The sequence below is a fragment of the Falsiruegeria mediterranea M17 genome (assembly GCF_900302455.1).
Lineage (GTDB): Bacteria > Pseudomonadota > Alphaproteobacteria > Rhodobacterales > Rhodobacteraceae > Falsiruegeria > Falsiruegeria mediterranea.
In genome coordinates, this window is sequence record NZ_ONZG01000005.1 from 228,888 (window position 1) to 255,276 (window position 26,389).

The following is a 26,389-nucleotide window of genomic DNA, read 5'->3' on the forward strand; positions in this document are numbered from 1 at the left end:
ATTTAAGGAGACATACATGAACGTGTTCCGAAGTAGTTTAAGCTACCTGTCGGCGGCCTCTGCCGCGCTGGTGCTGACCGTTGGGTCGGCACTGGCACAGGACGCCGACAAACCAAACATTCTGGTTATCTGGGGCGATGACATCGGTCAGTCGAACATTTCGGCCTACACCATGGGCGTCATGGGCTATCGCACGCCCAATATCGACCGCATCGCGCAAGAGGGCATGATTTTTACCGACTATTATGGTGAACAATCCTGCACAGCCGGCCGCTCGTCTTTCATCACCGGTCAATCGGTGTTCCGCACCGGCCTATCCAAGGTTGGCATGCCCGGCGCAGCCGAGGGCATGCAAGTCGAAGACCCAACCATCGCCGGTCTGCTCAAGGAGCAAGGCTATGCCACCGGTCAATTTGGCAAAAACCACTTGGGCGACCGGGATGAAATGCTGCCGACAAACCACGGTTTTGACGAGTTTTTCGGCAACCTTTATCACCTGAACGCCGAAGAAGAGCCAGAAAACGAAGACTATCCGCAAAACCCAGAGTTCCGGGAACGGTTTGGCCCGCGTGGCGTCATCAGTTCGAAATCTGACGGCACCATCGAAGACACCGGCCCGCTGACCAAAAAGCGGATGGAAACCGTGGATGATGAAACGCTGGCGGCAGCCATCGATTTCATCAAACGCAAAGAGGAACAGGGCGTTCCTTGGTTCGTCTGGTGGAACGGTACGCGCATGCACTTCCGCACCCACGTCAAAGACGAGATGCGGGCGCAGGCCAACGAGATCGTCGGTGGTGTAGCAGATGAATACACCGCAGGCATGTTGGAACACGACATGCATGTGGGTCAGCTGCTGGACCTGCTGGATGAGCTTGGCATCGCTGACAAGACCTTTGTTCAGTATTCCACCGATAACGGTCCGCACATGAACACTTGGCCCGACGCGGCTATGACGCCCTTCCGTGGTGAAAAGAACACCAACTGGGAAGGCGGTTTCCGTGTTCCTGCCATGGTGCGCTGGCCCGGCAAGATCGACGCGGGGACCGTGTCGAACGAGATCATGCACCACATGGACTGGCTGCCGACATTTGTCGCAATGGCCGGCGTTTCGGACATCAAGGAACAGCTGAAAGCTGGCGGTGTTCAGGCCATCGGTCGTGAATACAAAGTACATCTGGATGGCTACAACACCCTGCCGTATCTGCTGGGTGAAGAAGACAGCGCGCCTCGTGAAGAGATCTTCTATTTCTCAGATGACGGCGATCTGACGGCGCTGCGTTACAACGACTGGAAAGCGATCTTCCTGGAGCATCGTTACCCGCAGACCCTGCGCGCTTGGGCCGAGCCTTGGACTGAACTGCGTATCCCGTTGCTGTTCAACCTGCGCCGGGACCCCTATGAGCGTTCGAACATCACTTCGAACACTTATTGGGACTGGTACATTGATCGTGCCTACCTGCTGCTTCCGGCCGCGGACTACGTTGGCAACTTCCTGGCCACGTTCGAGGAGTTCCCGCCGCGTCAGAAACCCGGCAGCTTCACCATCGGCGATGCGTCCGAGATGATCCTGAAAAGTGTCGGTTCCAAGTAAGCGACACGATAAATACAAGGCCCCGGATTATTCCGGGGCCTTGTTTCGTTTTTTTGATATTTGGGGATGTTCCTGTGTTCCGCTCTTTGACCTCTGCTCTCGCTCTTTTTGCCGCCACCACCGCATTGGCTGACCCGCTACCGTCCTGGTCTGCAACGGACACCAAATCCCAGATCCTCGCCTTTGTGGAAACCGTGACCAATCCGGCATCGGACGACTACGTGACACCAAGCGACCGGATTGCTGTCTTTGACAACGATGGCACGCTTTGGGGGGAACAGCCGGTCTATTTCCAATTCATCTTTGCCATCGACCGTTTGAAAACCATGTCCGAAGCCGACCCGAGCATTTTGAGCACCGATGTCCTGAAAGCCGCTGCTGCGGGCGACATGGAGACGGTTCTGGCCGGTGGGCACGACGCACTGTTCGAAATCTTGGATGCCACCCACAGCGGCATGAACGTGGACGTCTTTCAACAAGAGGTGGCTGAATGGCTGGATGCCAAGCAGCATCCCGACACTGGTCTGCACTATGACCAGATGACTTATCAGCCCATGGTCGAGCTGTTGCGCTATTTGCGTGACGAAGGCTTCAAGACCTACATCGTCTCAGGCGGTGGCATCCATTTCATGCGCGTCTTTGCCGAAGAGGCGTATGGCATTCCGCCCGAACAGGTCCTGGGCACCTACACGAACACCGAATACGCCATTGTCGATGGTGAACCTGTGATCTCCAAAGCCCCTGGCATCGCCTTTGTTGACGATAAGGAAGGTAAACCCATCAACATCGAGCGTACGATCGGGCGGCGCCCGATCTTTGCTGGCGGCAACTCGGACGGCGATTTTGCCATGTTGGAATGGACCACAGCCGGGAAAGGCGCGCGCTTTGGCCTTCTCGTGCATCACACCGATGGCGACCGTGAATACGCCAATGACCGCGAAAGCCCCATAGGGCGGCTGGTCGACGGGCTGGACAAGGGGCCCGGCATGGGGTGGACTATCGTTGACATGAAACAGGATTGGCAGCGTATCTATACCGACCAGAACTGAGGCCGAAACAAGGGAGTAGACAAACATGTGGTCATTCATCGTGGCACTGAGTGTTCTGCTTCTTTTCATTGCCGCCGTATTGTGTGCCGTTCGGGCCGCCCAAACCGCCCGCACGCCTCAAGGGGCAGTGGGATGGGTGGTCTTCCTGCTGTCAGTTCCGTGGGCGGGGGTACCGCTTTATCTGTTTCTGGGTCACCACCGGTTCACGGGCTATCGCGTGGCGCGGCGTGAGAGCGAACGTGTGGTGCAAGGGATCAAAACCTATTCCCAACACATCCGTCCTGCCCCCGAAACGCTGACCATGAATGTCAAACCCTTCGAGGCAATCGCCAACCTTCCCGTTCTCAAGGGCAACGAGGCCAAGTTGTTGGTCGATGGCGAGGCCACATTTGGTGCGATTTTCGACGCCCTTGACGCAGCCCAGGATTACATCCTGATCCAGTTCTACATCGTACGCGCCGACGATCTGGGACTGCGTCTGCAGGCCAAACTGATCGAAGCGGCTGCGCGTGGCGTCAAGGTGCGGTTCATGACCGACGCGGTCGGCAGCTATCACCTGCCCAATTCCTACTACGAGGATATGCGCAGCGCAGGCATCGACGTTGTCATGCCCGCAGACCAACGGGGTCCGAAATTCCGCTTTCAACTGAACTATCGCAACCACCGCAAGACCGTCGTCATCGACGGCATCACAGGCTTTATCGGCGGGCACAATGTGGGGGACGAATACTTGGGACTGGATCCCAAGTTCGGTCGTTGGCGGGACACGCATATGCGCATCAGTGGGCCGATCGTATCACAACTTCAACTGATCTTTGTCGAAGACTGGCACTGGGCCCGGGACGAAGATCTTCTGGACGAACTGAACTGGGCCGCACCGGACGTAGGGGACAACGCAAATGCTGTCATCGTGGCCACCGGTCCCGGTGACACGACCGAGACGGGCTCGATGATGTTCTTTTCCGCCATTGCTGCCGCGCAAGAGAGGATCTGGCTCGCCTCGCCGTATTTCGTGCCCGATATCGACGTCATGACCGCCCTGACAAACGCGGCCATGCGCGGTGTCGACGTGCGATTGTTGGTGCCGGATGTGATCGACCACAAGATGCCGTGGCTCGCCGCCTTTGCCTATTTCGACGAGATCATCGAGGCAGGCGTCAAGGTCTATCGCTATACGGACGGCTTCATGCACCAAAAGGCCTTTGTGGTGGATCATACGTTGGCCGCTGTCGGCACCACAAACCTGGACAACCGATCCTTTCGCCTGAATTTTGAAGCGATGGCATTGTTTTTTGACGCGGATGTCGCGGCAGACCTGGACGAGATGTTTCAGGTGGACTTCGAAAACTCTTACGAGCTCGTCAAACCCCTGGCGCTGCAACCGGCCTTTGTCCGCTATGGCGCGCCGCTTGCCCGGTTGGTCTCACCAATCCTCTAGATCTTGCCATTACGTTCGAACATGCGGGTCATCATCGCCACCAGATAGGCGGTCGACAGCCCGAACGCCAACAACCCCGTTACAGATGCAAAGGCGGCAAAGATGCGCAAATCAGGCCCCAACACGATGTCGCCATAGCCAAGCGTCGTATAGGTCACCAGTGAGAAATAGATCGCCGAATTCCAATCCGGCATCACATCACCAAAGACCCAGGCCCCAGCCCACAACCAGACCTGAATGGTATGGGCCAAGACAATCACGCCAAGAGACAGGGAAATCAGCGTCGCGGCCCGGATCACAACCGAGTTGCGTGTCATCTTGTTGGACAGCTTCTCAAGCCAGACATTGCACAGGACCAACAACACGATTTCGACGGCAAAACACACCCCCAAGGTCACACTGCCCCAAAAGATCTGCTCGGTTAACGTCACTGCGCTGCTCCTGTCGAATTCCCCTCTAGGTGTCGGAAATTTGCACGCGGGTCAATCCGTTGCCCCAAAGGTGCGGCGGAAGGTTGCTATCTGCGCCTCATCACTGGACACCGCTTTGATCCGCGCCACAGTATGGGGATGAAAAGACGCCAAGACCGGGGCCAACTCCATGCTGCTGTCCATTGAAAACGTTGACAAAGCCTATCCAGGCGGGCGCCCGGTTCTGACCGGTGTGTCCTTGCAGCTGGATCGGGGTGAGACATTGGCACTGACGGGTGACAGTGGCAGTGGCAAAAGCACGCTTTTGAACCTGGTCGCGACGTTGGATCATTTCGATGCGGGTGAAATCACGCTGGATCAGACGCTGTATTCAGGGCTGGACGATGCAGGTCGTGCGGCGCTCAGACGATCCCAGGTGGCGCTGGTCTTTCAGGCCTTCAACCTGATCCCGTCCCTGACGGTGGCCCAGAACCTGAGCTTTCACGCCCGCCTGGCCGGTGTTCTTGATCCCGCGTGGCAAGAGACACTTGCCGAACGCCTGGGCCTGACCGAGTTGCTGGATCGGATGCCCGAGCAGGTGTCCGGCGGGCAGCAACAGCGTGTCGCCATCGGGCGGGCCATGGCGCTGAAGCCGCCACTTCTGTTGGCAGATGAACCCACAGGCAATCTGGATGAAGTCGCAAGTGCGGCGGTCATGGACCTTATGCTGGAACTGGTCCGGGATGCGGGCTCTGCCTTGTTGCTGGTGACTCATTCACCTGCCATCGCCGCCCGCGCGGACCGTCAAGTTCATCTGAGCCAGGGACAGATTGCATGACAGGCGCCATCCTGCAGGCCATCTGGTCACACTGGCGGCGCCACCCTTTGCAGCTGGCCACTTTGCTCAGTGGCATCGCTCTGGCCACCGCACTCTGGTCGGCGGTTCAGGCAATCAACACCGAGGCGCGGGCAAATTATGCCAGCGCCACACAACAGCTGGCCGCCGGATCGCTGGATCGGATCATTGATCCGTCCGGCCCGATGACCTTGTCGCAATACCGCATCCTGCGCCGTGCCGGGTGGCAAGTGGCCGCCGTGCGCGAAGGACGGCTCGCAGTGGCTGGGGGACGGATCAACCTGTTGGGTGTGGATTTGCTGAGCTATCCCACCCTGCCCGCCATCGCCGAGGCCTCTCAGGTTCAGGGGATCGCGCCAGTTGATGCTCTGTCCGCACCCGGTCGGCTGTTTGCGCGCGCACCTTTGGCCGAGCGATTGCAGGCGACCGCCGGTTTGCCGCCTGTTATCGCGAGTGATCAAGTGCCAGTGGGCACGGTCCTGACCGACATCGGCACCGCCGGTGCGCTGCTGGGAGAGCCTGAGCAGATCAGTCATGTGGTCGTCCTGTCGAAACAACCCAAAGGCATACCGCCCCTGGATCAGATCGCACCGGAACTGCGGCGCATCTCGACCCAGGGTGACGGCGGCATCGCCAGCCTGACCGACAGTTTTCATCTGAACCTGACCGCCTTTGGCCTGCTGTCCTTTGCCGTGGGGCTGTTCATTGTCCACGGCACGGTGGGACTGGCCTTTGAACAGCGCCGCCCGATGATCCGCACCCTACGCGCACTTGGCACCCCCATGCGGACCCTGCGCCGCCTCTTGGTGGTTGAGCTGATGATCCTGGCCCTGATCGGGGGCCTCGTAGGTCTGGTTCTGGGGCTCTATATTGCGGGCGCCCTGTTGCCGGACGTCGCCGCCACGCTGCGGGGGCTTTATGGCGCGCCGGTGGACGGGGCTTTGACGATCCGTCCTGTATGGGTTGCCTCGGGCCTTGGGATGGCGCTGATTGGGACGGCCGCAGCCAGCGGACAGGCGTTTTGGAAGCTTGCACGCTTGCCTCTCTTGTCGACGCCCGGCGCGCGGGCCTGGTCGGGGCAAACCCAAGGGTCGGTAGCGCGTTTGGCTGTGGCCGGTTTGGGACTGATCGGATTGGGCGTGATCGCCGTTTTGCTGGGGGATGGGCTGATCGCTGGATTTGCCTTGCTGGCGGGCTTTTTGATGGGAGCGGCTCTGTGCTTGCCATTTCTCTTGTCGCATTTGCTGAACCTTGGCGGGCGCACTGCGGGCACAGCTCTGTCTGAATGGGTCTGGGCCGATATGAAAGCACAGCTGCCCGGCTTGTCGCTGGCCCTGATGGCTCTGCTTTTGGCAATGGCCGCAAACATCGGCGTCGGCACCATGGTGTCCAGCTTTCGTCTGACCTTTACCGGGTGGCTCGACCAACGCCTGACCGCCGAGTTGTATGTCACTGCCCGCGACGACGCCCAAGGCGCCGAGATTGAACGTTGGTTGGGTCGACACAGTGACCGCGTTCTGCCCATCCGCGCGTTGGAGATGGAGCACGAAAGCGCACCGATCTTTGTCTATGGTGTCGTGGATGACCAGACCTATCGCCAACACTGGCCGCTGCTGACGCCGGCCGAAGGCGTCTGGGATCGTGTTGTGGGGGGCGAGGCGATCCTGATCAACGAACAGATGGCCCGACGCAACAACCTCTGGCCCGGGGACACTGTAACGCTGCCCCCTGACCTGACCTACCCAATAGCGGGCGTCTATTCCGACTACGGCAATCCCACGGCACAGGCCATCCTGTCCGTGGACGAGCTGGCGCGCTTTGGCCTGCCCGTGCCCAACACGCGCTTTGGCGTTCGCTTGCCGTCTGACAAGGTCGCGACGGTGGCACAAGAGCTGGCCGCCAGTTTTGACCTACCGCCAGACGCACTGATTGATCAGGCCAACCTCAAGGCCCGCTCGATGGAGATTTTCGACAAGACCTTTGTCGTTACCGGTGCACTCAACATCCTGACGCTTGGCGTGGCGGGGTTCGCCATTTTCACCAGCCTTCTGACGCTCTGGACCCAACGCCTGCCCCAGCTGGCCCCGGTCTGGGCCATGGGCATCACGCGCAGGCAACTTGCGGGGTTGGAGCTGTTGCGCAGCGTGATCCTGGCGGCGCTGACGACTGCGCTTGCCCTGCCCCTGGGTTTGATGCTGGCCTGGGTTCTGCTGGCAGTGATCAATGTCGAGGCCTTTGGTTGGCGCCTGCCCATGTTCGTCTTCCCTGTCGAATGGGCCAAACTGGGAGCACTGGCCGTGCTCACCGCCTTGGTGGCCGGCTTGTTGCCTGCCCGGCGCCTTTTGCAAGTGCCCCCCTCGGATCTGCTCAAGGTGTTTGCCCATGAACGTTAGGATGATCCTGCTTGTTCTGCTGATGGCGCTGCCCGGTGTGGCCGGTGCCCAGGGGTTTGCGGGCCTTGGCGCCACCGCCGATGGGTTTGCTGTGCCGAAGCGCGGGAACCTGTTGAACTTTCCCGACGACCATGGCCCCCACCCGTCGTTTCGGATCGAATGGTGGTATGTCACCGCCAACCTCACAGGCACGGATGGGCGGGACTATGGCATTCAATGGACCCTGTTCCGTAGCGCCCTGCGCCCTTTTGAAAGCGATGGCTGGCAAAGCCCGCAGCTCTGGATGGGACACGCGGCAGTCACATCACCCGAGGCGCATTTCTTTGACGAACGCTTTGCGCGCGATGGCATTGGACAGGCAGGTGTCACGGCCCACCCCTTTGAGGCCTGGATCGACGATTGGCAGATGGTCGGCCCCGATTTCGACCATCTGAACCTGCGCGCCAGCGGGTCAGAATTCACCTATGACTTGGATCTCGTGGCCACCGGCCCGTTGGTGGCCCATGGCGACCGGGGGTATTCGGTCAAATCCGCGGCTGGTCAGGCGAGCTATTACTATTCCCAACCCGCCTATCAAGTCAGTGGCACGCTGGACCTGCCGAACGGCCCGATGCCGGTCACCGGCTGGGCCTGGCTTGACCGCGAATGGTCATCTCAGCCCCTGTCCGAGGATCAGACAGGTTGGGATTGGTTCTCACTCACATTTGATAGTGGCGAACGGCTGATGGCGTTTCGGCTGCGAGGAGAGACCGATCTCTTCACCTCTGGCACCTGGATCGCCCCGGACGGCCAGGCATCGCCGATTGGCAATGGTCACGTGACCGCGACGCCAACCAAATGGGACGAGGCGACCGGACGCCAGGTCCCGATTGCTTGGGATCTGCAGTTGCCCGAAAAGAGCATCGACATTCGAATTGAGGCGCTCAATCCAGCCGCATGGATGGGAACGACATTCGCCTATTGGGAAGGACCTGTGCAGGTCTCGGGATCGCATCAGGGCAAAGGCTATCTGGAGATGACGGGATATGACTGAACCCACCTTGACCGGCGCCTGGTCCCAAGCCTGGACCATCTTGCAGCAAGCCAATGCCGACGACCGCTCGCCCCTACGGTTCGTGACCTTAGCCACCGTCGACGCAAACCACGCCCCGCAATTGCGCACCGTGGTGCTGCGCGAGTTGGATGCAGACGCGGCCACGCTTTGCATTTTCACCGATGCTCGTTCGCACAAGGTGGCAGAGCTTGGCAAAAACAACGCGGCCTCCCTACACCTCTGGGCGCCAGATCACCTGATCCAACTACGCCTGTCCGGCGAGGCACAGATCACGAGTGGCACGCCGATACAAGAACAGTGGGCAACCGTGCCCGATCACATGCGCGAGGCCTATGGCCATGTCCCGCCACCTGGCACCAAAATCGCGGCGTCTGAGGCCTGGGAGGTGCACCCAGACATAAATAATTTCACCAAAATTACTGTAACCTTGTCTCATATCGACATTGTTTGCCTGTCGCGCGACGGACACTGGCGCGCGGAATTTCTTAAGAAAAACAATTGGAAGGGTGATTGGCTGTCGCCTTGACCCTGCAGATTCAGGAAGTTGACGCAAGGACTGGTTGCAGACAACCGTTGCAACCCGCTCAAGGATTTGGATGATACACCCCATGAGGACCGGAAAGGTCCAAACGCCTGCGGCACAAGAATCGCAGGCTCAATAAATTGGGAGAGAACGATGAAACTCAAACATCTTCTGGTCGCCGCAAGTGCGACCGCTCTGATGGCGTCTGCCGTTTCGGCAGAAACGCTGCGCTGGGCCCGCGCCGGTGACGCGCTGACTTTGGACCCGCATGCACAGAACGAAGGCCCGACCTCGGCACTGGCGCATCAGATCATGGAACCGCTGGTGATGCGCGACATGACCGGTGCGATGGTGCCTGCTCTGGCCACCGAATGGGGCCCGTCCGAGGCCAACCCGAACGTCTGGGTGTTCAAACTGCGTGAAGGCGTGACGTTCCATGACGGCGCCGAGTTTGACAGCGAAGACGTCGTCTTTTCGCTGAACCGTGCGATGACACCGGATTCGGATTACAAGGAACTGTTGGCCTCGGTCAAAGAGGTGCGCGCCACCGACAAATACACCGTCGAAATCGAGACCAACGGTCCGAACCCGATCATGCCGAACAACCTGACCAACATGTTCATGATGGACAAGGGTTGGGCCGAAGCAAACGGCGCCGTCAAAGTACAGGACTATGAGGGTGGCGAAGACACCTTTGCGGCCAAGAACGCAATGGGCACCGGCCCTTTCATGCTGGTCAGCCGCGAGCCTGACGTGAAAACCGTCATGAAGATCAACGACAATTATTGGGGCAAGGATGAGTTCCCGATGGTTGTGACCGAGATCGTCTATACCCCGATCCAGAACGCCGCGACCCGTGTTGCAGCTCTGTTGTCTGGCGAAGTTGATTTCATTCAGGACGTTCCGGTTCAGGATCTCGAGCGTGTAGCAGGTTCCGATGGTCTGGACGTGCGTACCGCACCGCAGAACCGCGTCATCTTCTTTGGTATGAACCAAGGCGATGCGGACCTGAAAAACGACAACGTCGAGGGCAAGAACCCGCTGGCAGACGTTCGCGTGCGCAAGGCGATGTCGATGGCGATCAACCGTGATGCGATCAAACAGGTTGTGATGCGTGGCCAATCGGCCCCTGCTGGCATGATCTCGCCGCCCTTCGTGAACGGCTGGAACGAGGCCATGGACAGCTCGTCCACGACCGACATCGAAGGTGCCAAGGCGCTGATGGCCGAAGCAGGCTATGGTGACGGTTTCAGCATTCAGTTGGATTGCCCGAACGACCGCTACATCAACGATGAAGCGATCTGTCAGGCGGCGGTTGGCATGCTGGCGCAGATCGGCGTGACCGTGAACCTCGATGCCAAGCCCAAGGCGCAACACTTCCCGCTGATCAACAACCTGGAAACCGACTTCTACATGCTAGGTTGGGGCGTTCCGACATACGACTCGGAATACATCTTCAACTTCCTGGCCCACACCAAGGGTGAGAAGTACGGTTCGTGGAACGGCACCCGTTTCGGCAACGCCGATCTGGACGCCAAAATCCAGGCGCTTGCCTCGGAAACCAACCTGCCCAAGCGCAACGAGATGATCAACGAGATCTGGACCGTTGTGCAGGACGAGCAGCTGTATATCCCGATCCACCACCAGGTGCTGAACTGGGGCATGAACTCCAAGGTTGGCACCATCGTGGCGCCGGATGACACCGCCAAGTTCAAGTACTTCACTCTGAACTGATCCTCTCTGATCATCAGAGCCAAGGAAATGGGCCCGTCGAAACCTCGACGGGCCTTTTTCGTGTCAGGACAGGGCACGTCAGGCCTGGCTGGGTGCCGGGGTGTAAGCTTGCTCTTCACCCGCCAAAATGGCATCGACACCACCGCAGGCGTCTATCTTCTTTTGCTGGTCCGCAAAGGCCCGAGCGTTGATCTGATCAATATCGGCAATCACATCCAATCGCGTGCGCATATCCCGTAGCACCGGCAAATATGCGGGATCATCGGCCAAATCGATTGCTTCTTGCGGATCCTTTTGCATGTCGAACAATTGGTCCGGATAGCCCGGATAGCGAATGATCTTCCACCTCGCTGTGCGCAGCATGAACATGCCCGTCACCGACGACCAATCATGATACTCGCTGAACACTTCTCGGTCTTGTTTCGGGGTCTCAAACCACCGGCACAAGGGAGTGCCCGGCAGATCCGGGTCGGATGCCCCGCCCGCGAATTCCAGCAGCGTTGGATGCACGTCCACCAAAGACACCGGCGTGTCGACACATTGCCCGGCAGGAACATCCGGGCCGGCGATGATCAATGGCACCGCCACGGCATCGTCATACATCACGGATTTCCCCCACAACCCGCGATGGCCCAGGTTGTCGCCATGATCCGACGAGTAGATGACCCGCGTGTTATCGGACAGGCCACTGTCCGACAGCGCCGCAAGGATCTGACCGATGTTGTGATCCAGAAAAGACACCAGACCATAATAGGCCTGCCGCGCAATGCGCAGGCTGTCCGGATCAAAGCTGTCATCATAATTGGACGACGCCCGCAGGGCATCCAGAACCGGGTGCCTGGGTCTGTCAGCTTCGGTGTATTGCCGGGGCGGCGGGATCTCTGCATCTTGGTACAGATCAAAGAAACGCTGTGGCGCGATGAGCGGGAAATGGGGCGCAACCAGCCCAACATAGAGCACCCAAGGCTTGTCGCGTGGAGCCGATGCAGCCTTCCGCAGCCAGTCACAGGCCGTTTGGGTGATGTCCCGGTCGTACCGGGTGTATCCCGTCTCCCCCGGTCCGATCTGACCGGCCGTCTGCTCTGCGCCCGCAATTGGCGGTGGCGGGCTGCGCAGCAGGCTCGACATCCAGCCGGTGCCGTTGTGCACATGCATCGGTGCAATCTCGTCGGTAAACCCATTGTCATCCGTACTGCTGCGGAAATGGAGCTTTCCGATGGACACGACCTGATTTCCCAGATCCCGCAGCTGTGCAGCCCATCCACCATGTTGACCGTCAAAGGGCGACGTGCTGTCCCATGCCCCGATCTGATGTGGATAGCGCCCGGTCATGAAGGACGCCCGTGACGGCACACAGACCGGCGAGTTGCAATAAGCCGTGCGAAAAACCGTGCCCTGCGCAGCAAGCTGATCCAGATGCGGCGTCTGTGCGACAGGGTCGCCGTAACACCCGAGGACGTCCCGGTTATGCTCATCTGACAGGATCACCACCGTGTTCATGGGGCGTGTGGTCATTCCTTGTGGTCCTCACGGCATTTCAATGCTTATTGCAATCCGGCAACGGGCGGATGGGTCGCCAAAACAGGGCGGCGCATGGCAAGCGTGTGCTTGGCCTCAGCGTCGCGGCCAAGTCTCATCAGGGCGTTGACATAAGTCAGCTCAAGCAGATCCCGCTGCGCCCGACTGCCGCCAAACCTTTCGGTCTGAGCCAGTGCCGGGATCAGATGGTCAACCGCGCCCTGCCAGTCCTGCCGGGCAATGGCGCCCCAGGCCTGCGCCGCCGGACGCACCAGATCCGCCGCAAACCCCTTGGCCGTGTCCACCACATGCGCCAAACGATCCCCGTTGCCAGCCATGGCGTGGGCCAATGCAACATGCAGGTCTGCAAAACTCTGCCCGGTTTCTGGAAAATACTTGGCCGCATAGTCGCTCATTTCCGCCCACCGTTCAGGCGGAACTGCAATACCTGCCAATTCAGCACGATGCAGAATTGCCGCCGTATCCGTGAGCGTGTTGATCGGCAAGCCCTTCGATCCCCCGGGCCCTACGCCGCTGTCTATGTACGTCCACATATCGTCAATCTCACCCACATGCAGTGAATGAAGCGCGATGTGCCAACTGAGATGACCATGCAAGAGGCCGCGATTGTCGTACCCTTTGATCCAATCCTTGAGGTAAGCCAGTCCCGCGTGAGCCTCCCCCATCTCATAGAGTGTATGCCCCTTGAAATGCGCGGCATTGGCGTTTCTTGGATTGAGAGCAAGGGACTTCTCCATCAGCCTGTCCGCTTCGGCTAGTCGACCGGTTTCACACAACGACACGGCATGAATGCCCATCATCCACCAATCCTCGCCATAATGCGGCATCAGCGCCGAAGTAAACGCCAGCAGGTCCGCCTCGCGCCCGACCTCTCCTGAAAACCCGATCAAGCCGAACACGCTGGAGCACAGTTGCGCCACCATGACGTCGCGGGGGTGGTCCTGAACATGGGATTTGACCGCAGCGCGACACCCCACCGGATTGCCCTGAAACAACAGATCAAAGGTGTTCAGATGCGCCTGTTCCCGCGCCGTTGCCCCATCGATGCATGTCTTCGCCGCAGCCATCGACGCCTTGGCCGAAGCCATGTCACCGGACATCATTTGCGCCCGCGCCAGCCCCACGTGACCAAGGGCAAAACCTGGGTCGGCTTTGATCGATTTGGCAAACTGGTCGGCCGCGTCATGACCCGCCGCCAGAAAGCTGGCAACCCCCCGGTCATAGTGATCGCGCGCCTGATCCACGCCGGTCGTAATCTGGTTTCCGTAATGATCTTTAAACATGAATGGCTCCATTCCAGTGGAATATGGCTGTGGGGACAGTCTGCGCAGGCCGGCGACACAAATCAACATTGCACGGCTGTCGTTGCTTTTCTCGTCAAACGGGTCAAACTGTCTCAAGGTGACACGAAAAGAATACTCAGGGAGATTGTCATGTTTCGCGCATTTGCCGTTGGAGCCGCCCTTTTGGCGACCACTTCGTTACACGCGGCCGAGTTCAAGTGGGCCTCGACCACCGACCCTCAAACACTGGATCCACATGCAGTGAACTCCGCCCCCGTTCTGGGTTTCCTCAACAACGTTTACGAGGGGCTGGTGCGGCGCGGCAAGGACATGCGCGTTGAATCGGCGCTGGCCACAGCATGGGAACCCATTGGCGATGGCGAAGGCTGGCGGTTTACCCTGCGCGAAGGAGTGACGTTTCAGGACGGCAGCGCCTTTGACGCGCAAGATGTGCTGTTTTCCTATCAGCGTGCCTCCAGCGAGGCGGCGGACACCCGCAGCTGGTTTGCGCCCATCTCGGACGTGAAGGTTGTGGATGACTACACCGTCGATTTCCTGACCAACGCACCCAACCCGCTGTTCCCGTCATCGATCGCCAATTGGATGATCATGGACAGTGACTGGGCCGAGGCCAACGAAGCCGCCCTGCCCGACAAGGACAACGGCAACTATGCGACGTTGAACGCCAACGGCACTGGCGCGTTCCAGGTAACCGCGCGCGAGCCGGGTCTGCGAACGGTTTTGGAACCTTTCGAGGGATGGTGGGGTGATGCCGAGCACAACATCACCCGCGCCGAGTTCACCCCGATCCAGAATCCCGCCACTGCCGTGGCGGCGCTCTTGTCAGGCGACGTGGACATGATCAACCCGGTGCCCATCCAGGACGCTGAACGCCTGTCGACCTCACCCGATGTCACCGTAATCAAGGGGATCGAGGCGCGCGTGATCATGCTGGGCTTTCCGCACGAAGCAGATGTTCTGAAATACGGCGCCGATCAGGGTAAACCCAACCCATTCCTGGACACCCGCGTGCGCAAGGCGGTGGCCCATGCCATCAGCGTGCCTGCGATCCTGCGCACCATCATGCGCGGCAACGCCGAAGCCGCCTCGCAACTCGTGAGTCCGGCGATGAACGGCTATTCTCGCGTACTATCCGAGCGCCCACCCTTTGACGTGGCCAAGGCCAAGGAGCTGCTGACCGAAGCAGGCTACCCTGAAGGTTTCTCGTTCGGCCTGAAATGCCCCAACGACCGTTATCTGAATGACGAGGCGGTGTGCCAGGCCGTGGTCAGCATGCTGGCCCAGATCGGGCTGACCGCTGAACTCGACGCCATGCCGGTGCGCAACTACTGGCCCGAACTGCGTGAAGACAACTACGATATGTACCTGCTGGGGTGGTCACCCGGCACCTTTGACGCCGAACACCCGATCCGCTTTCTGGCCACCACTCCCAATCCGGACAAGAAACTGGGCAGCTGGAATTTTGGCGGTTTTTCAAACGCGCGCGTGGACGAGTTGCTGCCGCTGATCCAGTCCGAGATCAACGCCGACACCCGACAGGCAATGTTGGATGAGGTGGTCAAGATCATTCAGGATGAACAAGCCTATGTGACCTTGTACGTACAGCCACTTGTCTGGGGAACCGGCAAGAATATTGAGCTGACGCAGCGCCCAGACAACTTCTTTATCCTGCGGTGGGTCACGGTGAACTGATCCACCTAATCCCCCCTAAACCGGCCCCACCTGGGCCGGTTTTTTGATTGGGAGGTTTACTGCGAAACGTGTGACGCGTTTCACATGCCCAAGATATCTTGGGTCTTTTTCACCGTTGCAAGCTCACCTTCGAGTGTCGCCATACTGACGGAATGTATCTGGTTTGCACTGTGATGCGTGCCGTCAGGCCCGGTTATGCCATAGGTCCACACCGCGTCAGCGGCATACACGGGGTTGTACCCCAAATCTGCGGCGCTGCGGGTGGTTGATTCCACGCAGTGATTGGCGGTTGCTCCGCAGGTAATAACCCGTTCGATGCCTGCCTTTTGCAAGATGTCGTTCAAAGCTGTTCCCATAAACCCACTGCTTGCCGTTTTGACAACGACGGGCTCACCCGGTGCTGGTGCTGCAACAGGTTGCACGGCTGATCCCTCAGCATCTGGGTGAAAAGGATCGTCCGGCTCTGTGCCATGATGATGGACATGCACAACCGTGTCGCCAGAGCTGCGAAACTTTTCCAGCAGCAGGGCAATGTTTTCTTCTGCTTCCGGGCAGGAACGCTCGGTGCCAGATGCATCTTCGTGTGCCAATGCCATTTGCACATCAATCACCAGCAATGCGGTTTTCATTCTTGGTACTCCTATGCGGTCGCCGCAGTGTTGCGGCTGGCCAGTATGGTTTCGACGCGTTTGCCGTAAATGCGAATGTTGATGTCATCCTCGATGACGCGATTTGGCTGTTCATCATATGTCATGATGGCAGAAATGCGCGGTTGCGCACCTTGGACCTTGGTTACGCCATGCAGCGAGTATCCACCCCGGAACAGGGTGAATGCGCCCGCACCACGCGAAAACGACTGCGCATGCGACATGTCACCGGCCAACAGCCGGTCCACCGCCTCGTGATCCTCACCCTCGTCGGTGCGCGAGTTGGGAAGGAAAGTGAATTCACCGCCCGTCTCTGCCGCTTGCAGCAACAAGGTGACGGTGCATTCTGTTGTGTCATAGTGCCAGGCGTGCCAGCTTTCGGGGTGCAGGGCGACGACATTGAGCGCCTGAAACTCGTCCGCACAGCGATAGAGATGGTCCTTTCTTTGAACCCGGCGCACGAATTCCGTCAGTATTTTGGAATGATACAGCTGTTTGAGCTTGCTCTGGACGGGTATTTGATCATCTGCAAGCTGGACCGCTATGTGCACGAACTCTTTCCGCCGGGGGTCATCGTCTGGCAATGAAGGATCGATCGCGCCCTGATAGATATTGCGCTTTACATGCAGGGTTTCGGCGGTTGGCAACAGTTCATTGGCCTCGCCGTTCAACTGCTCAAGCGCCTCTGTCCGCAGGAAATCAGCCAGGTTGCACCAACCGTGCTCATCCATGTGACGTTGGCATTGCTCCAAAAAAACTGCCCCGGCACCACTCTCCAGATCTGCAATTGGGTAGCGGTCCAGATCAATGAGGTCCAAGGCCCTATCCCGTAGCGTCTGGTGGCTTTCTGGCATGGTATTGCTCCTTACGGATGGTGACATTGCGTGGACAGCCCAAGCGTTGAAAGCACTATGCGAAAACTCGCTGACCATCTAAAACGAATTAATTCGCCCTCATGAACATAAAAAACTTATGGAAACTTCATGCGTCACAACCTGAATCTCAATTGGCTGCGCAGTTTCGAAGCAGCCGCGCGGTTGCTCAGCTTCACCTCGGCCAGCCGTGAAATCGGGTTGACCCAAACTGCTGTAAGCCAACACATCAAAGCCCTGGAAACGCAGTTGAATACCAGGCTGTTTCTGCGCCGTGCCAAAAGCCTGCAATTGACCGATGCGGGTAAGGCGTATCTGGTCACCGTCCGCGAGGCGCTGGACATGCTGGACATGTCGACAACCGGCCTTTTTGGCCCGCGCCGGGCACGCACCATCACGGTACGGGCCTCCATGGCTTTCATCGTGTGGCTGTCTGCGCGTCTGGGTGATTTCTTGCAGAACCATCCAGACACCAGCGTCGAAATGGTGACCTCGATCTGGAAAAACCCAGCAGATCAGCAGCCCGTTGATGTCGACATCATCCTTGCCAATCAGGGCACAGCAAGACCCGACCTGAAATTGCTATCACCTGAGATGATCGTTCCGGTCTGCAGCATCGCGTCCAGCGAGACGATAAATGTGCCCGATGATCTGCTGCACCATTCCCCAATCCACATTGTTGGGTTCGACGATCATTTGGCAAGATATCTGGCGGCTTATGGGTTGAGGATTGAGAGCTCGGCCGGGCGCTTGACCACTGACACCACAACCGCCGCGATCGAAATGGTTGCAGCAGATTTGGGTTATGCCGTTGTTATCGAAAGGTTCGCCCGGCAAGCGATCCAGACCGGACAGAAAATTCGCATCGTTGGTGCCCCCAAAGAGCTGGGACAGGCACATTTCATGGTACAAAAGGACCGCCGTGACGCCGACCAAAGCCATGTCAAAGAGTTTGAGGCATGGCTGGCGCAGCAATTCTAAGAACGTCCTTTTACATTGAGCCCAAACGTTCCAATTTTCATGCTACATCCGACCTTCTCGGCCGGAAACTGGCGGCGTCCACTTCCCCTTTCCCTGCGACAACTTGACCATCCCCTCACATCCTGCAAAGAGGGGTTATCAAAGCGTTTCAGCCTGAGACCCAATCGGCGTGATCCTGTCACGCATCGCAAACAAACCGCCGCATCAGACGGCATGGGCCGGGCGAAAAACGCGCAAGGGGAAACACTATGCTCGCATACATCATCCGGCGGGTGTTCCAATCCGTCATCGTTTTGTTGGTGGTGGGGTTGGTCGCCTTTTCCATGTTCCGATTTGTCGGTGATCCCGTCGACAACATGCTGGGACAGGAACGCACCCAAACCGACATCGACCGTCTGCGCACGGATCTGGGGCTCGATAAGCCCTTTCCGGTGCAGTACTTCAAATTCCTGCAAGGCGCCGTCCAAGGCAACTTTGGCGTCTCATACCGCCAAGGACGCCCAGTTTCGACCATCATTGCCGAACGTGCACCAGCGACGCTGGAACTGGCACTGGTGTCGGGGTTTCTGGCCATCAGCATTGGCATTGCTTTGGGCGTCTTCACCGCAATCCGAAGGAACGGGATAGCCGCCAATACGATCATGACGCTCAGTTTGATCGGCGTCTCATTGCCCACCTTCCTCATAGGTATCTTATTGATCTACATATTCTCGGTGGAGTTAGACCTGTTACCCAGTTTTGGCAGGGGAGAGACAGTCCAGATAGGCGGATGGTCAACGGGCTTTTTGACAGCTTCGGGCCTAAAGGCACTGATCCTGCCCTCGATCACGCTTGGCCTTTACCAAATGACACTGATCATGCGCCTGGTTCGGTCCGAGATGCTTGAGGTGCTGCGCGCCGACTATGTCCGCTTTGCCCGCGCGCGCGGGTTGGCCGAACGCGCTATCAACTTCCGCCATGCGCTGAAGAACACTCTGGTTCCGGTGATCACGGTGACGGGCCTTCAGCTCGGCTCGATCATCGCCTTTGCGATTATTACCGAGACCGTGTTCCAGTGGCCGGGTGTTGGCCTTCTGTTCATCAACGCGATCCAGTTTGTCGACATCCCCGTGATGGCCGCCTACCTGATGCTGATTTCCGTGATGTTCGTGGGCATCAACCTGATCGTTGACCTTCTTTACTTTGCCATCGACCCGCGCCTGCGCGTGGATGGGAGGACCGCATGAGCGATATGACCAAAGACCCCGCAACTGCGCGCCCTTCCCGGCTCGCCACCTTCTGGGACAGCGATTTTGTCTGGTCCTTCCGCCATTCACCGGTGGCGATCATCGCCCTATTGGTTGTGGCCGTCCTGCTGCTGGCCGCGCTCTTCGCGCCGCTGATCGCGCCGCATGATCCATTCAATCCGGCGACACTGAACCTGATGAACGGATTTACCGCTCCGGGCGTGCCTAATGCCTTCACGCAGGAGACATTTCTGCTGGGGACAGATGACCAGGGTCGCGATGTGTTTTCGACCATCCTTTACGGTCTGCGCATCTCCCTCTTCGTGGGTATCTCGGCCGTCATGCTGGCGATGATCATCGGCGTGGTTCTGGGTCTTGTCGCCGCATACGTCGGCGGCTGGACCGAGACCATCATCATGCGCGTCGCTGACGTACAGCTGACCTTCCCTGCCATCCTGGTTGCGATGCTGATCTTTGGCATCGCCAAGGGGATAACCCCGCCCGAATATCGCAATGAAATGGCGATTTGGGTGTTGATCGTCGCAATCGCGCTGTCGGATTGGGTGCAGTTCGCCCGCGTTGTGCGTGGTGCCGCATTGGTGGAGAAGAACAAGGAATACGTTCAGGCCGCCCGCCTGATTGGCCGTGGCCCCATTCCGATCATGTTCCGCCACATGCTGCCCAACGTTCTGTCGCCGGTTCTGGTCATCTCGACCATCTCGCTGGCGCTTGCGATCATCGCCGAGGCAACACTCAGTTTCTTGGGTGTGGGCGCACCGCCGACGCAGCCGTCGCTGGGGACGCTGATCCGCATCGGTCAGGGGTATCTCTTCTCGGGTGAATGGTGGATCCTGCTGTTCCCGTCGATCACCCTGCTGGCCCTCGCCTTGTCCATCAACCTGCTCGGAGACTGGCTCCGGGACGCATTGAATCCGAAGCTACGATGACCCTGCTAGACATAAACAAACTGACGGTCGAGTTTCCGACCCGTCGCAAGGTGTTCCGCGCTGTCGATGCAGCGTCGCTCACCGTCGAACCCGGTCAGATCCATGGTCTGGTCGGGGAATCCGGGGCTGGCAAGTCCACCATCGGCGCTGCCGTTCTGGGCCTTCTGGAACGTCCTGGTCACATCACCGGGGGTGATATCGTCTTCAAGGGCGATACCATCAGCGGCCTAAATGCGGACGCCATGCGCAAGCTGCGCGGCAAGAAGATCTCGATGATCTTTCAGGATCCGCTGACCTCTCTCAACCCGCTGTTCACGGTCAAGGAGCAGTTGGTCGAAACCATCCAGGCACATCACGACGTGTCGGATGCCGAGGCCGTTCAGCGCGCGCGCGACCTGATCGACCGTGTCGGCATCCCCGACCCGGACACACGGTTGGATCAGTACCCGCACCAGTTCTCGGGCGGTATGCGTCAGCGCGTGGTGATCGCTCTGGCGCTGTGTTCCGAGCCGGATGTGATCATCGCGGATGAGCCGACAACTGCCTTGGACGTCTCGGTTCAGGCGCAGATCCTTGAGCTGATCAAGGAGTTGGCGCGCGAGCGTCAGGTGGGTGTCATCCTGGTGACCCATGACATGGGCGTGATTGCCGAAACCACGGACGTTGTGACGGTGATGTACGCCGGCGAGGTGGTCGAGAGTGGCCCCACCGAGCAGGTCATGGGCCGACCTGAGCATCCCTATACCCAATCGCTCATCGCTGCTGTTCCGCGTCCGACGCTCAAGCTGCACCGTTTCCCGCAGATCAGCTATGGCGGGCGTGAAACCCGCTTTGCGATCGAGGATCTGGCGCGCAACTGGCCCAAGGTGGAAAACGATCCGTCAAAGCCACTCTATGAGATCAAGGGCATCACCAAGCGGTTCCTGCAAAAACGCGGCCTACTGCCGTGGAGCCGCGAGTATTTCACAGCAGTGGATCAGGTCAGCTTTGACATCAAACCCGGTGAGGTCTTTGGCGTCGTGGGTGAGTCTGGTTCAGGAAAATCCACCGTCGCGCGGATGATCGCGGGGCTTTATCAGGTGGATGAGGGTGAGGTCATCTTTGATGGCAAGACCGTCAGCAACCTGGGTGACAAGGCCGTACAAGAGGCCTATCGCCAAGACATCCAGATGATCTTTCAGGACCCGTTTTCCTCGCTCAATCCGCGCATGCGGGTGGACGAGATCGTGGCCGAACCGATCCGGCATCACAAGCTGATGGAAGGCAATGCCATCCAGAAACGCGTGGAGGATCTACTTGATCAGGTGGGTCTGGGCGCATCGGCGGCGCTGAAATACCCGCATGAGTTCTCGGGCGGGCAGCGTCAGCGCATCTCGATCGCGCGCGCCTTGGCAACGCAGCCACGGTTCCTTATCTGTGACGAGCCGACGAGTGCGCTTGACGTCTCGATCCAGGCGCAGATCCTGAACATCCTCAAGGACCTGCAGGAACATCTGGGACTGACCATGCTGTTCATCAGCCACGACCTGCCGGTGGTACGTCAGATGTGCGACCGGGTGGCGGTGATGAAGGCAGGCAAGATCGTCGAAATTCAGGACACCGAAAGCCTCTTTGCCAATCCGCAGACCGAGTACACGCGCGAGCTGCTGGACCTTATGCCCAAGCTGGACGATCTGTCGACCGAAAACCTCGAATAACTCCGGTCACAAGACAAAACAAAGCCCCGCCCGACATGACATCGGGCGGGGCTTTTTCATTTGAACGGCTTAGCGAACCACGTAGACTGACACCTGTGAATGGCGCACAACTCGTGCCGCGTTCGGACCCAGCAAATAGTCTTTGAAGTCCGGCTTGTGGGCCCCGATCACGATCAGATCGGCGCCTGCGCCTTCGGCCGTTTTCAGGATCTCTTGATAAGCGGTTCCGGTCGCGACCACATGACGGATCTCGGCATTGCGATCTTCACCCAGGGTTGCGATACAAAGTCTCTGCATCTGTTCCCCGGCCTCATGCACGGCTTTCTCATGGTGATCAGCCTCAAAGAACCCCGATACCCAGCTTTCGCCAAAATCGGGCAACACCGTCACGACATCCAGCCGCGCCCCGTCCATGTCCGCCAGTTTGGCGGCACGGGCCAGGACAGGCCCGTCATGTTCACCGTTGCTGATGTCGATTGCACAAAGAATGGACTTGCTCATGCGGGTTCTCCCTCTTTGGCGGCACGGCCGCGTTGCAGCATCGCGATCAGACCCAACAGGATCAGCGCCGGGATGTAGATCAGCTCCTTGAGCGGCTGTTCCGCTGGTGCCTGAATCGAGGCAATCTGGACCGGGTCATCGGCGTAGAAGTCAAAGGACTCCAGGTTCGACGCCACGGGCGAGCCAAACATCGGCTCATCCAGTTTCACCACGCCGTCCTCTTCCAGCAGCATCAGACCGAACGCATCGACACGAGCCGCGCCATCCGCTTCGGGGCCTACCTTCAGAACCAATGTGGTCTCTTTGGTGTTGCCGGTGTCAAAATCCGGGCCACTGACAACCATGCGGATTTCTTTGCCCTCTTCGGCCTCTCCCACCGCTTGCACAAACGCAGCCGGCTCGATGGCCTCATACGCGGGCGAGATACGGTTCATAAAGAAGTCGGGCCGGAACAGTGCAAAGGCGACCAGGATCAAGGCGATGCTTTCATAGATGCGGCTCTTGGTCAGGAAGTAACCCATCGTACCGGCCGTAAAGACCAGGATGGCGATGGTTGCGGCTATGGCCACGATGATCCCTTGTGTCCACGTCACATCAATCAACAACAGGTCGGTGTTGAAGATGAAGACAAACGGCAGGGCCACAGTACGAAGCGAGTAGAAGAAGGCGATGAAACCGGTCTTGATCGCGTCGCCACCGGAAACAGCCGCAGCCGCGAAACTTGCAAGCCCCACAGGGGGCGTCACATCCGCCATGATCCCAAAGTAGAACACAAACAGGTGCACCGCGATCAGCGGCACGATCAGCCCCGATTGCGCGCCCAGTTCCACAACCACACCCGCCATCAGCGAGCTGACAACGATGTAGTTCGCCGTGGTCGGCAGGCCCATGCCCAGCACAAGGCTGAGCAAACCCACCATCACCAGCATCAGGATCAGGTTGCCGCCGGACAGGAACTCGACCAGATCGGCCATCACCTGCCCCACGCCTGTCAGGGTCACGGTGCCCACGATCACGCCCGCCGTGGCCGTGGCCAAGGCGATACCGATCATGTTGCGTGCGCCGTCAATCAGGCCTTGCCACAGGTCGCCAACTCCGTCCATAAATGTCGCGCCCATGTTGGTCTGACCCCGGAACATCGCCTTGAGCGGTTTCTGTGTCAGCAGGATCACGAACAGCAGTGCCGTCGCCCAGAAGGCTGAGAGCCCCGGAGATTTCTGCTCGATCATCAGGAAGTAGACCAGAACGATGATCGGCAGCAGATAGTGCAAACCGGCCTTGTAGATTTCGGACACCACAGGCAGTTCGACCTCTTTGGCGTTCGGATCATCCGGTACCAGATCATCAACGCCCGAGGCGAGCCACAGAAGCGCCATATAGGCCAGAACGATCAGTGCAGACAGAACCAGCCCCGAGGCACCCGGCATCATCGATATGACAAACTGCACAGGGTACTGAACGCCGTAACAAAGACCCGCAAAACCCGCGAAGAACAACGCCATTCCGCCGATTGTACGACCCATCGACACGACCCGGTTGCCCAGAGTCGGCATATTCCGCTTCACCGCTTCCAGATGCACGATGTAGACAAGCGCGATGTAAGAAATCGCAGCAGGCAGGAAGGCGTGGGTGATCACCTCGACATACGAGATGCCGACATATTCCACCATCAGGAAGGCCGCGGCCCCCATGACGGGTGGCATGATCTGACCGTTGACCGAGGACGCAACCTCGACCGAGCCGGCCTGTTCACTGCTAAAGCCCACCCGCTTCATCAGCGGAATGGTGAAGGTGCCGGTGGTCACGACGTTGGCAATCGACGAGCCGGAAATAAGCCCGGTTGCAGCAGACCCTACAACGGCCGCTTTGGCTGGGCCACCGCGCAGGTGACCAAGCGCGCCGAACGCCATCTTGATGAAGTAGTTCCCTGCCCCGGCCTTATCCAGCAGCGCGCCGAACAGAACGAAGAGGAAGACGAATTTTGTTGAAACACCCAAGGCGATGCCAAAGACACCTTCGGAGGTGATCCACATATGGCTCATCGCCTTTTTCAGGCTGGCGCCCTTCCACTGGATGACTTCAGGTACCCAGCTGGACGAACCGAAGAAGACATAGGCCAGAAAAATTGTCGCGATGATTGCCATTGCCGGGCCAAGCGCTCGGCGCGCTGCCTCGAACAGTAGGATCAAACCTAGAAGCGCAAACCATTTGTCCACGTCATCGGCCAATCCGCCCGAATCCACGATTTTCTGATAGAAGATATAGCCATAGAGAGCGATACCCGCGCCCACGATGCCCATGATCCAATCCTGGATTGGGATATAGTTTCGTGGGCTGGACTTGAGCGCCGGATAGGCCGCAAACGCCAGGAACATGGCAAATGCCAGATGGATCTGGCGTGAATTGTTAACAACGCTACCGGGCAGAAGAAGGTTCGACACAGGCGAGGCCAGAACGACCTGGAACACGGACCAGATCACGGCCACGATGGCCAGGAACAGCCCCACACTGCCAGCCGGATCACGGGCGCCCGCATCAGACGATGCGACCAGATCCTGCAGTTCTTCTTCGGTAAGCGGACGATTGCCCTGAGTGTCAGAGGCCATAGATCATCTCCCTGTCCAACTGCCTCGTGTCACATCAACCTGACCGGGCAGTTTCTTTTTTTGACCCGTTGTACGGGTGTGAAACGAGGCGCCAGTTGGCGCCTCGATCCCTTTGGCTTTGGTGGATTATTCCATCCAGCCTTTTTCTTTGTAGTACTTCGCAGCACCGGGGTGCAAAGGCGCCGAGAGACCATCTTTGATCATCTCTTCAGGTGTCAGGTTGCCGAACGCGGGGTGCAACTTTTTGAAGGCGTCGAAGTTTTCGAAGACACCGGACACCAGCGCATAAACCGCGTCATCCGACACATTGGCCGAGGTCACCAGGGTCGCGCCCACACCAAACGTATGGGTGTCATCTGGGTTGCCGCGATAGGTGCCACCAACGATTCTGGCCTTACGGTAGAACGAGTTTTCGTCAACCAAGCGGTCAACACCCGCACCATCGACGTTTACCAGAACCGAGTCACAGGCGGTGGTTGCTTCCTGGATCGAACCCGACGGGTGACCAACGGTGTAAACCATAGCGTCGATCTGGTTGTCACACAGAGCAGCCGACTGTTCCGCTGCCTTCAGCTCGGTCGCCAGAGCAAAATCGCTCATGCCCCAGCCTTTGGCGTTCATCACCACTTCCATGGTGCCGCGCTGACCGGAACCGGGGTTGCCGATGTTCACGCGCTTGCCTTTGAGGTCGTCAAAGTTTTCGATACCAGCATCGGCACGGGCAACAACTGTGAAGGGCTCGGGGTGAACCGAGAAGACGGCGCGCAGGTCTTCGAACTTGCCAGCGTCCTGGAACTTCGAGCTGCCGTTGTAGGCGTGGAACTGCCAGTCGGATTGCGCCACACCAAATTCCAGCTCACCTTCGCGGATGGTGTTGATGTTGTAGACCGAACCACCGGTGGATTCGACCGAGCAACGCACGCCGTGCTCTTTGCGGCCCTTGTTCACCAGACGGCAGATCGCGCCGCCGGTCGGGTAGTACACGCCGGTCACGCCGCCGGTGCCGATGGTGATGAACTCTTCGGCGAAGGCTGCCGGAGCCATCATTGCGGTCGCCGCCAGAGCAGTCAGGCTCAGCTTGCTGTAACGTTTCATTTAAGAACTCCCAGTTTCTTTTTCGCTCTCGGGAGGTCCTCGTAATGACTTTCGATCCATAAGCACAAGCCCACACTTTCGTGTGAGGCACCTGCAACAGGTCAAAATATAAGAACTTTTTTCTCTCCCGATACAAACAGGGTTTCACCCGTGCCCGCGACTTGTCAAGGCTCATTGGGAGACTGCGGGGATCGTCGACCTTGGAATCTTCAAAACTGAAGACAATTTCCG

The 26,389-nt window shown here is 58.6% G+C and carries 21 protein-coding genes; 13 read left to right on the plus strand and 8 right to left on the minus strand.

Features of this window, described 5'->3' with window-relative positions; all coding sequences use genetic code 11:
- The first annotated feature begins 16 nt into the window (after positions 1-16).
- From TRM7615_RS11815 to cls, 3 genes are all read left to right on the plus strand, one after another.
- Positions 17-1,594, plus strand: coding sequence for an arylsulfatase (locus TRM7615_RS11815; protein ID WP_108787706.1), 1,578 nt, complete (start codon positions 17-19; stop codon positions 1,592-1,594).
- 74 nt (positions 1,595-1,668) lie between these two features.
- On the plus strand, positions 1,669-2,643 hold the full coding sequence (locus tag TRM7615_RS11820; protein ID WP_181893265.1) for an HAD family hydrolase: 975 nt from the start codon (positions 1,669-1,671) through the stop codon (positions 2,641-2,643).
- A gap of 25 nt (positions 2,644-2,668) precedes the next feature.
- On the plus strand, positions 2,669-4,081 hold the full coding sequence (gene cls, locus TRM7615_RS11825; RefSeq protein WP_108787708.1) for a cardiolipin synthase: 1,413 nt from the start codon (positions 2,669-2,671) through the stop codon (positions 4,079-4,081).
- On the opposite strand, the gene TRM7615_RS11830 is transcribed toward cls, so the two are convergent.
- Positions 4,078-4,512, minus strand: coding sequence for a potassium channel family protein (locus tag TRM7615_RS11830; RefSeq protein WP_108787710.1), 435 nt, complete (start codon positions 4,510-4,512; stop codon positions 4,078-4,080). The genes cls and TRM7615_RS11830 overlap by 4 nt on opposite strands.
- Positions 4,513-4,681: 169 nt before the next feature.
- Here TRM7615_RS11830 and TRM7615_RS11835 point away from each other — a divergent pair, with 169 nt between their 5' ends.
- The 5 genes from TRM7615_RS11835 to TRM7615_RS11855 all read left to right on the plus strand — a co-directional run bounded on the left by TRM7615_RS11835 (position 4,682) and on the right by TRM7615_RS11855 (position 11,051).
- Positions 4,682-5,329 (plus strand): ABC transporter ATP-binding protein, encoded by a 648-nt coding sequence (locus TRM7615_RS11835; RefSeq protein WP_108787711.1) that lies wholly within the window; start codon positions 4,682-4,684, stop codon positions 5,327-5,329.
- Positions 5,326-7,740: an FtsX-like permease family protein gene (locus TRM7615_RS11840; protein ID WP_108787713.1), complete on the plus strand. Its 2,415-nt coding sequence runs from the start codon at positions 5,326-5,328 to the stop codon at positions 7,738-7,740. The genes TRM7615_RS11835 and TRM7615_RS11840 overlap by 4 nt, the downstream gene beginning before the upstream one ends.
- Complete coding sequence (locus TRM7615_RS11845; protein ID WP_108787715.1) at positions 7,730-8,773, plus strand: lipocalin-like domain-containing protein; 1,044 nt, start codon at positions 7,730-7,732, stop codon at positions 8,771-8,773. Before TRM7615_RS11840 ends, TRM7615_RS11845 begins: the two co-directional genes overlap by 11 nt.
- On the plus strand, positions 8,766-9,320 hold the full coding sequence (locus TRM7615_RS11850; RefSeq protein ID WP_108787717.1) for a pyridoxamine 5'-phosphate oxidase family protein: 555 nt from the start codon (positions 8,766-8,768) through the stop codon (positions 9,318-9,320). Before TRM7615_RS11845 ends, TRM7615_RS11850 begins: the two co-directional genes overlap by 8 nt.
- Before the next feature lie 150 nt (positions 9,321-9,470).
- A complete protein-coding gene (locus tag TRM7615_RS11855) occupies positions 9,471-11,051 on the plus strand; it encodes an ABC transporter substrate-binding protein (protein WP_108787719.1) in 1,581 nt (526 codons plus the stop codon).
- A 78-nt stretch (positions 11,052-11,129) separates the two neighbouring features.
- On the opposite strand, the gene TRM7615_RS11860 is transcribed toward TRM7615_RS11855, so the two are convergent.
- Positions 11,130-12,566 carry a sulfatase family protein gene (locus TRM7615_RS11860; protein WP_108787721.1) on the minus strand — a complete coding sequence of 479 codons (1,437 nt, stop codon included), beginning with the start codon at positions 12,564-12,566 and terminating at the stop codon, positions 11,130-11,132.
- A gap of 29 nt (positions 12,567-12,595) precedes the next feature.
- A complete protein-coding gene (locus TRM7615_RS11865; RefSeq protein WP_108787995.1) occupies positions 12,596-13,873 on the minus strand; it encodes a tetratricopeptide repeat protein in 1,278 nt (425 codons plus the stop codon).
- 150 nt (positions 13,874-14,023) lie between these two features.
- Here TRM7615_RS11865 and TRM7615_RS11870 point away from each other — a divergent pair, with 150 nt between their 5' ends.
- Positions 14,024-15,586 (plus strand): ABC transporter substrate-binding protein, encoded by a 1,563-nt coding sequence (locus TRM7615_RS11870; RefSeq protein ID WP_108787723.1) that lies wholly within the window; start codon positions 14,024-14,026, stop codon positions 15,584-15,586.
- Between the two features lie 80 nt (positions 15,587-15,666).
- Here the strand turns inward: TRM7615_RS11870 and TRM7615_RS11875 are convergent, their stop codons facing one another.
- Entirely contained in the window at positions 15,667-16,197 is a 531-nt protein-coding gene (locus TRM7615_RS11875) for an isochorismatase family protein (protein ID WP_235824085.1), read from the minus strand.
- Positions 16,198-16,226: 29 nt separating this feature from the next.
- Positions 16,227-17,087, minus strand: coding sequence for a HalD/BesD family halogenase (locus tag TRM7615_RS11880; RefSeq protein WP_108787727.1), 861 nt, complete (start codon positions 17,085-17,087; stop codon positions 16,227-16,229).
- A 129-nt stretch (positions 17,088-17,216) separates the two neighbouring features.
- On the opposite strand from TRM7615_RS11880, the gene TRM7615_RS11885 reads away from it, so the two are divergent.
- From TRM7615_RS11885 to TRM7615_RS11900, 4 genes are all read left to right on the plus strand, one after another.
- Positions 17,217-18,086 (plus strand): LysR family transcriptional regulator, encoded by an 870-nt coding sequence (locus TRM7615_RS11885; protein ID WP_108787729.1) that lies wholly within the window; start codon positions 17,217-17,219, stop codon positions 18,084-18,086.
- 248 nt (positions 18,087-18,334) lie between these two features.
- Positions 18,335-19,312, plus strand: coding sequence for an ABC transporter permease (locus TRM7615_RS11890; protein WP_108787731.1), 978 nt, complete (start codon positions 18,335-18,337; stop codon positions 19,310-19,312).
- A 5-nt stretch (positions 19,313-19,317) separates the two neighbouring features.
- On the plus strand, positions 19,318-20,259 hold the full coding sequence (locus TRM7615_RS11895) for an ABC transporter permease (RefSeq protein WP_108787997.1): 942 nt from the start codon (positions 19,318-19,320) through the stop codon (positions 20,257-20,259).
- Positions 20,256-21,956, plus strand: coding sequence for an ABC transporter ATP-binding protein (locus TRM7615_RS11900; protein WP_108787733.1), 1,701 nt, complete (start codon positions 20,256-20,258; stop codon positions 21,954-21,956). The genes TRM7615_RS11895 and TRM7615_RS11900 overlap by 4 nt, the downstream gene beginning before the upstream one ends.
- Before the next feature lie 69 nt (positions 21,957-22,025).
- Here TRM7615_RS11900 and TRM7615_RS11905 read toward each other — a convergent pair whose 3' ends face one another.
- The 3 genes from TRM7615_RS11905 to TRM7615_RS11915 all read right to left on the minus strand — a co-directional run bounded on the left by TRM7615_RS11905 (position 22,026) and on the right by TRM7615_RS11915 (position 26,158).
- Positions 22,026-22,457, minus strand: coding sequence for a universal stress protein (locus tag TRM7615_RS11905; protein ID WP_108787735.1), 432 nt, complete (start codon positions 22,455-22,457; stop codon positions 22,026-22,028).
- Positions 22,454-25,063: a TRAP transporter permease gene (locus TRM7615_RS11910; protein WP_108787737.1), complete on the minus strand. Its 2,610-nt coding sequence runs from the start codon at positions 25,061-25,063 to the stop codon at positions 22,454-22,456. The genes TRM7615_RS11905 and TRM7615_RS11910 overlap by 4 nt, the downstream gene beginning before the upstream one ends.
- 126 nt (positions 25,064-25,189) lie before the next feature.
- Positions 25,190-26,158: a TAXI family TRAP transporter solute-binding subunit gene (locus tag TRM7615_RS11915; RefSeq protein WP_108787739.1), complete on the minus strand. Its 969-nt coding sequence runs from the start codon at positions 26,156-26,158 to the stop codon at positions 25,190-25,192.
- Positions 26,159-26,389: the final 231 nt, after the last annotated feature.

Excerpts from the sequence above, each read along its gene's own strand:
- TRM7615_RS11815 (WP_108787706.1), top strand. The coding sequence starts at position 17 with ATGAACGTGTTCCGAAGTAGTTTAAGCTACCTGTCGGCGGCCTCTGCC.
- cls (WP_108787708.1), top strand. The coding sequence starts at position 2,669 with ATGTGGTCATTCATCGTGGCACTGAGTGTTCTGCTTCTTTTCATTGCC.
- TRM7615_RS11835 (WP_108787711.1), top strand. The coding sequence starts at position 4,682 with ATGCTGCTGTCCATTGAAAACGTTGACAAAGCCTATCCAGGCGGGCGC.
- TRM7615_RS11840 (WP_108787713.1), top strand. The coding sequence starts at position 5,326 with ATGACAGGCGCCATCCTGCAGGCCATCTGGTCACACTGGCGGCGCCAC.
- TRM7615_RS11845 (WP_108787715.1), top strand. The coding sequence starts at position 7,730 with ATGAACGTTAGGATGATCCTGCTTGTTCTGCTGATGGCGCTGCCCGGT.
- TRM7615_RS11850 (WP_108787717.1), top strand. The coding sequence starts at position 8,766 with ATGACTGAACCCACCTTGACCGGCGCCTGGTCCCAAGCCTGGACCATC.
- TRM7615_RS11855 (WP_108787719.1), top strand. The coding sequence starts at position 9,471 with ATGAAACTCAAACATCTTCTGGTCGCCGCAAGTGCGACCGCTCTGATG.
- TRM7615_RS11860 (WP_108787721.1), bottom strand. The coding sequence starts at position 12,566 with ATGACCACACGCCCCATGAACACGGTGGTGATCCTGTCAGATGAGCAT.
- TRM7615_RS11865 (WP_108787995.1), bottom strand. The coding sequence starts at position 13,873 with ATGTTTAAAGATCATTACGGAAACCAGATTACGACCGGCGTGGATCAG.
- TRM7615_RS11870 (WP_108787723.1), top strand. The coding sequence starts at position 14,024 with ATGTTTCGCGCATTTGCCGTTGGAGCCGCCCTTTTGGCGACCACTTCG.
- TRM7615_RS11880 (WP_108787727.1), bottom strand. The coding sequence starts at position 17,087 with ATGCCAGAAAGCCACCAGACGCTACGGGATAGGGCCTTGGACCTCATT.
- TRM7615_RS11885 (WP_108787729.1), top strand. The coding sequence starts at position 17,217 with ATGCGTCACAACCTGAATCTCAATTGGCTGCGCAGTTTCGAAGCAGCC.
- TRM7615_RS11890 (WP_108787731.1), top strand. The coding sequence starts at position 18,335 with ATGCTCGCATACATCATCCGGCGGGTGTTCCAATCCGTCATCGTTTTG.
- TRM7615_RS11895 (WP_108787997.1), top strand. The coding sequence starts at position 19,318 with ATGACCAAAGACCCCGCAACTGCGCGCCCTTCCCGGCTCGCCACCTTC.
- TRM7615_RS11900 (WP_108787733.1), top strand. The coding sequence starts at position 20,256 with ATGACCCTGCTAGACATAAACAAACTGACGGTCGAGTTTCCGACCCGT.
- TRM7615_RS11905 (WP_108787735.1), bottom strand. The coding sequence starts at position 22,457 with ATGAGCAAGTCCATTCTTTGTGCAATCGACATCAGCAACGGTGAACAT.
- TRM7615_RS11910 (WP_108787737.1), bottom strand. The coding sequence starts at position 25,063 with ATGGCCTCTGACACTCAGGGCAATCGTCCGCTTACCGAAGAAGAACTG.
- TRM7615_RS11915 (WP_108787739.1), bottom strand. The coding sequence starts at position 26,158 with ATGAAACGTTACAGCAAGCTGAGCCTGACTGCTCTGGCGGCGACCGCA.